The sequence below is a fragment of the Tabrizicola sp. genome, from assembly GCF_036781545.1.
Taxonomy (GTDB): Bacteria; Pseudomonadota; Alphaproteobacteria; order Rhodobacterales; family Rhodobacteraceae; genus Tabrizicola.
On the sequence record NZ_DAIQAT010000210.1, the window covers coordinates 1 to 4,862 of the forward strand.

Genomic DNA, 4,862 nt, shown 5'->3' on the forward strand with positions numbered 1-4,862 from the left:
AATGGCAGGACGGAATCGTCCCAGGCGATCTGCGTTCCGGTGGTCATTCGGGGATTTCCTGATGGTGCCAGTGCTGGCATATCGCGCCTATATAGGCAGAGCAACCGAAGGTCCAAGGGGGGACGGATGATCCGGCGCTATGGCGAGGCGGTAAAACCCGGGCAGAAGTACATCCGTCGGCCGGGAGTCTACGCGATCCTGCTGGACGGCGACCATATCCTCGCGACGCATCAGGCCGCCCCGGTGCCGGAGTTCCAGTTGCCCGGCGGCGGCATCGACCGGGGGGAACAGCCGATCCCGGCGCTGCACCGCGAGGTCTATGAGGAAACCGGCTGGAAGATCGCGGTGACGCGGCATCTGGGGGCGTTCCGGCGGTTCACCTTCATGCCGGAATACGAGATCTGGGCCGAGAAGCTGTGCACCGTCTATCTGGCGCGGCCCGTGCTGCGGCTGGGTCCGCCGTCCGAGCCGGGGCACACGGCAGTCTGGCTACCCGTCGCCGAGGCGCTGACCCGGCTGGGCAATGCCGGTGACCGGGCGATGCTGGCCCGACACCTCGGGTAGAAGGTCGAGCACGATCCCCGAGACGTCATCGGGAAACGAATCACTCTCCGCCGCGCGGGTCAGGTCCCAGACCATCGCCTCCAGCAGGTCAGGGCCGGACAGGTGGGCCGAGGCGCGCAGGCTTTCGATCAGCCCGTCCTCGCCGAAATCCCGGCCGTTCGGCAGCGGGCATTCGGTGAACCCGTCCGAGCAGAGAATCAGCCGGTCGCCGGGCTGGAAGGGGACCGTGACCGGGTCGAATCCCGCTTCGGGGATCAGGCCGATGGGAAGGCCGCCGCTGCCCAGCCTCTGCACCTGCCCGTCGGCGCGGATCAGCATCGGATGCGGATGGCCGGCCTGCACCAGGTCAAGCCGCCCAGTGCGCCGGTCGATCACCGCGAAGACCATGGTAAAATATTGTTCGGCCTGGATTTCCTCCAGCATCAGCCGGTTGAAGCGTTCGACGACGGCAGCGGGGGGAAGGAGGAGATGATCGCCCTCCGGCCCCTTCTGGAAGGCAAGGTTCTGCTCCGGCGAGGAGCCGGTGAGGAACCCCGCCAGCCGGGCCGTCATCATCGCCGAAGCCACGCCATGGCCGGACACGTCGATCGAATAGACCACCAGCCGGTCGTCATCCACCGGGAAGCTGCCCACCAGATCGCCGCCCACCCGCCCCGAATTGCGCAGGATCAGCGAGACGCGCGCCCAGCCATAGTCACGCACCCGGTCGCGGATCAGGGTCTGTTGCAGCTTCCGCGCCTCGATCAGGTCGCGGTCGAGCGAATCGTAAAGCTTCTGCAATTCGACGAGGGTCGAGACGATGACCTTGTTCTTCGCCAGCAGCTCGGCCTGCATGGCAAGCATCCGCTCCCCCGCGCGCAGGCGGGCGCGAAGTTCGTTCGAGGCGACGGGTTTCGTCAGGAAGTCATCGGCCCCCGCCTCCAGCCCGTCGGCGATCTCGGTCTTTTCCGACTTGGAGGTCAGAAGGACGAAGTAGCCATAGCTTTCCCGGCCCAAGGCACGGAATTCGCGGCAGAAATCCAGGCCAGTCATGCCGGGCATCATCCAGTCGCTGATGATGATATCGATGTCCAGATCACGGCAGAGGTCCAGCGCGACCAGCGCCGATTCGCATTCGGTGACCCGGTAACCCCAGCGCCGGAGCTGCATCGAGACCATGTGCCGCTGCGCGCGGCTGTCGTCCACCACCATCACATGGCGCGACAGGACGGCCGACGGAAACTCTTCAGCTTTCATGGCACTGGCAGACACGACCCGGACCTCCGATGCAGGCAGGTTGCGCGGCGGGGGTTAACGGGGGGTGAAAGCTAAAATGCGCGGCGCTTGAGGAACCGGCGGCCACCATTTGTTAACGGCGATGATGGCAGAGTGCTGCATGGGTAGCGGGGTGTTTCGCCATGATCGACTGGAAACGGGTTGAGGAATTGCGGGAGGAGATCGGCACAGAAGGATTCATCGAGGTCGCCGATATGTTCCTGGACGAAGCAGAAGGCGCGGTCGGCGCGCTGGTGGCGGGCCTGGCCCCTGATGAGGTGGAGGGGCAGCTGCATTTCCTGAAGGGCAGCGCGTTGAATCTGGGGCTCTCGGACCTTGCCGCGATCTGCCAGGAGGGCGAGCGCAAGGCCGCCGCCGGACAGGTCGACGCGGTCGATGCCGCGCAGGTCGCGGCGATCTACCGGGCCTCGCGCGCCAGCCTGTTGGGCGGGTTGTCGGCAGGTCAGGCGGGCGCGGCCTAGATCAGGAACTCCGACAGCGCCTCGTCACTGGTGATGTCGCGGAAGGCGAGGCCCGCCGCGTCCATGCGTTCGGTGAACCGGGCGAAGCCGTCGGCCTTGCGGGTCTCGATCCCGATCAGGACCGATCCGAAGTTGCGCGCGGATTTCTTCAGGTATTCGAAGCGGGTGATGTCGTCATCCGGGCCGAGCAGATTCAGGAATTCCCGCAGCGCGCCCGGACGTTGGGGCATCCGCAGAATGAAGTACTTCTTAAGCCCCGCAAAGCGCTGCGCACGTTCCTTGACCTCGGGCAGGCGCTCGAAGTCGAAGTTGCCGCCCGAGGTGACGCAGACCACCGTCTTGCCACGGATTTCCTCGGCCAGTTCGGGCAGCACATCGACCGACAGCGCCCCTGCCGGTTCCAGCACGATGCCTTCGTGGTTCAGCATCTCCAGCATGGTCACGCAGATGCGGTCCTCGGGCGCCAGCAGCACATGGGCCGGATCGACCCATGACAGCATCCGGAACGTGTTGTCCCCGACCCGCGCCACGGCGGCGCCATCCACGAAGCTGTTGATCTTGGGTAGTTTTGCCGGAGCCCCCTCCTGCAGCGCGGCGGTCAGGCTGGCGCCGCCCAGCGGCTCGACGAAGCGGAAGCCGGTCCCGGGCGCGACCTCGCGCAGATAGCCGGTGACGCCCGAGGCAAGCCCGCCGCCGCCCACCGGCAGCACCACCAGATCGGGCGCGCGGCCCAGCTGCTCCAGCATCTCCACCGCGACCGAGGCTTGGCCCTCGATCACGTCGGGGTCGTCGAAGGGCGACAGGAAATGCGCCTGCCGTTCGGCGCAATAGGCCTGGGCGGCGGCGAGGGTCTGGTCGAAATAGTCGCCCGTCAGCTCGATCCGCACATTGTCGCCGCCAAAGACGCGGGTCTTGTCGATCTTCTGCTGCGGCGTGGTGACGGGCATGAAGATCACCCCCTCGACCCCGAAGTGGCGGCAGGCGAAAGCCACCCCCTGCGCATGGTTTCCGGCGCTGGCGCAGACGAACTGGCGCTGGTCGGGCCGCGTGTCGCGCACCTTGCGCATCGCGTTGAACGCCCCGCGCAGCTTGTAGCTGCGGACCGGGGTCAGGTCCTCCCGCTTCAGCCAGATCTCGGCGTCGTGGCGGGCCGACAGGAAGTCGTTCCGCTGCAACGGTGTCTCGGGAAACAGCTCGCGCAGGGCGGCGGTGGCTTGGCGGGCGGCGGTGCTGAACTGGGTCATCCTTCTCAGATGCCGGATGGGCGGGCCGGTGGCAAGGAATGCCTTGGCATGCCGGGATTGTAAGGGGCACAGGGCTATCCTTGCCCTTGGGGGCGTTTGGCTTTAATCGCCAGCAAAACCGCGCGAATGGGGGAGCCTTCCCGATGCTGAAGCCCAAGAAAGTCGTCCTTGCCTATTCGGGCGGGCTCGATACCTCGATCATCCTGAAATGGTTGCAGACGGAATATGGCTGCGAGGTGGTGACCTTCACCGCCGACCTGGGTCAGGGCGAAGAGCTTGAACCGGCGCGGGCCAAGGCGATCCTTCTGGGGATCAAGCCGGAGAACATCCATATCGTCGATGTGCGCGAGGAATTCGTGCGCGACTTCGTCTTCCCGATGTTCCGGGCAAACGCCCTCTACGAAGGGCTGTATCTGCTGGGAACCTCGATTGCCCGGCCGCTGATCAGCCAGCATCTGGTGCGGATCGCGCATGAGACCGGGGCGGATGCGGTGGCGCATGGGGCGACGGGCAAGGGCAACGACCAGGTGCGGTTCGAGCTCTCCGCCGCCGCGCTGGACCCGGCGATCAAGGTCATCGCGCCCTGGCGGCTGTGGGACCTGACCAGCCGCACGAAACTGCTGGAGTTCGCCGAGGCGAACCAGATTCCGATCGCCAAGGACAAGCGGGGCGAGGCGCCATTCTCGGTGGATGCGAACCTGCTGCATACCTCGTCGGAGGGCCGCGTGCTGGAGAACCCGGCGGAGGAGTTCCCGGACTATGTGCTGCAGCGGGTGGTTCCGGTCGAGGAAGCCCCCGATCAGGCCGAGATGGTCGAGATCACCTTCGAAAAGGGCGATGCGGTGGCGATCAACGGCGAGCGGCTGTCGCCCGCCACGATCCTGACCCGGCTGAACGAGCTGGGCGGCAAGCATGGCGTGGGCGTGCTGGATCTGGTGGAGAACCGCTTCGTCGGGATGAAGTCGCGGGGGGTCTACGAGACGCCCGGGGGGACGATCCTTCTGGAAGCGCACCGGGGGATCGAGCAGATCACGCTGGATGCGGGGGCTGGCCATCTGAAGGACAGCATCATGCCGCGCTATGCCGAGCTGATCTACAACGGGTTCTGGTTCAGCCCCGAGCGGGAGGCGTTGCAGGCCTTGATCGACAAGACGCAGGAGCATGTGTCGGGGACGGTGCGGGTCAAGCTTTACAAGGGGCGGGCGGTGACGGTCGCGCGGTGGTCGGAGGAGTCGCTGTATTCCGAGAAGCACGTCACCTTCGAGGAGGATGCCGGCGCCTATGACCAGAAGGATGCGGAAGGGTTCATCCGGCTGAA

The 4,862-nt window shown here is 65.9% G+C and carries 5 protein-coding genes; 3 read left to right on the plus strand and 2 right to left on the minus strand.

Features of this window, described 5'->3' with window-relative positions; all coding sequences use genetic code 11:
* Positions 1-126 precede the first annotated feature (126 nt).
* Positions 127-564 (plus strand): NUDIX hydrolase, encoded by a 438-nt coding sequence (locus V7Q39_RS19225; RefSeq protein ID WP_333818223.1) that lies wholly within the window; start codon positions 127-129, stop codon positions 562-564.
* Here V7Q39_RS19225 and V7Q39_RS19230 read toward each other — a convergent pair.
* Positions 490-1,800, minus strand: a complete 1,311-nt coding sequence (locus V7Q39_RS19230) for a PP2C family protein-serine/threonine phosphatase (RefSeq protein WP_333818224.1) — start codon at positions 1,798-1,800, stop codon at positions 490-492. The genes V7Q39_RS19225 and V7Q39_RS19230 overlap by 75 nt on opposite strands.
* Positions 1,801-1,961: 161 nt before the next feature.
* Between V7Q39_RS19230 and V7Q39_RS19235 the strand changes: the two genes are divergently transcribed.
* The gene (locus V7Q39_RS19235) at positions 1,962-2,300 is read left to right on the plus strand and encodes an Hpt domain-containing protein (protein ID WP_333818225.1); all 339 of its coding nucleotides are present in this window, start codon (positions 1,962-1,964) and stop codon (positions 2,298-2,300) included.
* Here V7Q39_RS19235 and ilvA read toward each other — a convergent pair.
* Positions 2,297-3,544 (minus strand): threonine ammonia-lyase IlvA, encoded by a 1,248-nt coding sequence (ilvA, locus tag V7Q39_RS19240; RefSeq protein ID WP_333818226.1) that lies wholly within the window; start codon positions 3,542-3,544, stop codon positions 2,297-2,299. The two genes, V7Q39_RS19235 and ilvA, sit on opposite strands and share 4 nt — an antisense overlap.
* A 143-nt stretch (positions 3,545-3,687) precedes the next feature.
* Between ilvA and V7Q39_RS19245 the strand changes: the two genes are divergently transcribed.
* On the plus strand, positions 3,688-4,862 hold a 1,175-nt coding region (locus V7Q39_RS19245; protein ID WP_333818227.1), incomplete at its 3' end, for an argininosuccinate synthase.

Coding starts and splice junctions, on each gene's coding strand:
- V7Q39_RS19225 (WP_333818223.1), top strand. CDS start 127: ATGATCCGGCGCTATGGCGAGGCGGTAAAACCCGGGCAGAAGTACATC.
- V7Q39_RS19230 (WP_333818224.1), bottom strand. CDS start 1,800: ATGAAAGCTGAAGAGTTTCCGTCGGCCGTCCTGTCGCGCCATGTGATG.
- V7Q39_RS19235 (WP_333818225.1), top strand. CDS start 1,962: ATGATCGACTGGAAACGGGTTGAGGAATTGCGGGAGGAGATCGGCACA.
- ilvA (WP_333818226.1), bottom strand. CDS start 3,544: ATGACCCAGTTCAGCACCGCCGCCCGCCAAGCCACCGCCGCCCTGCGC.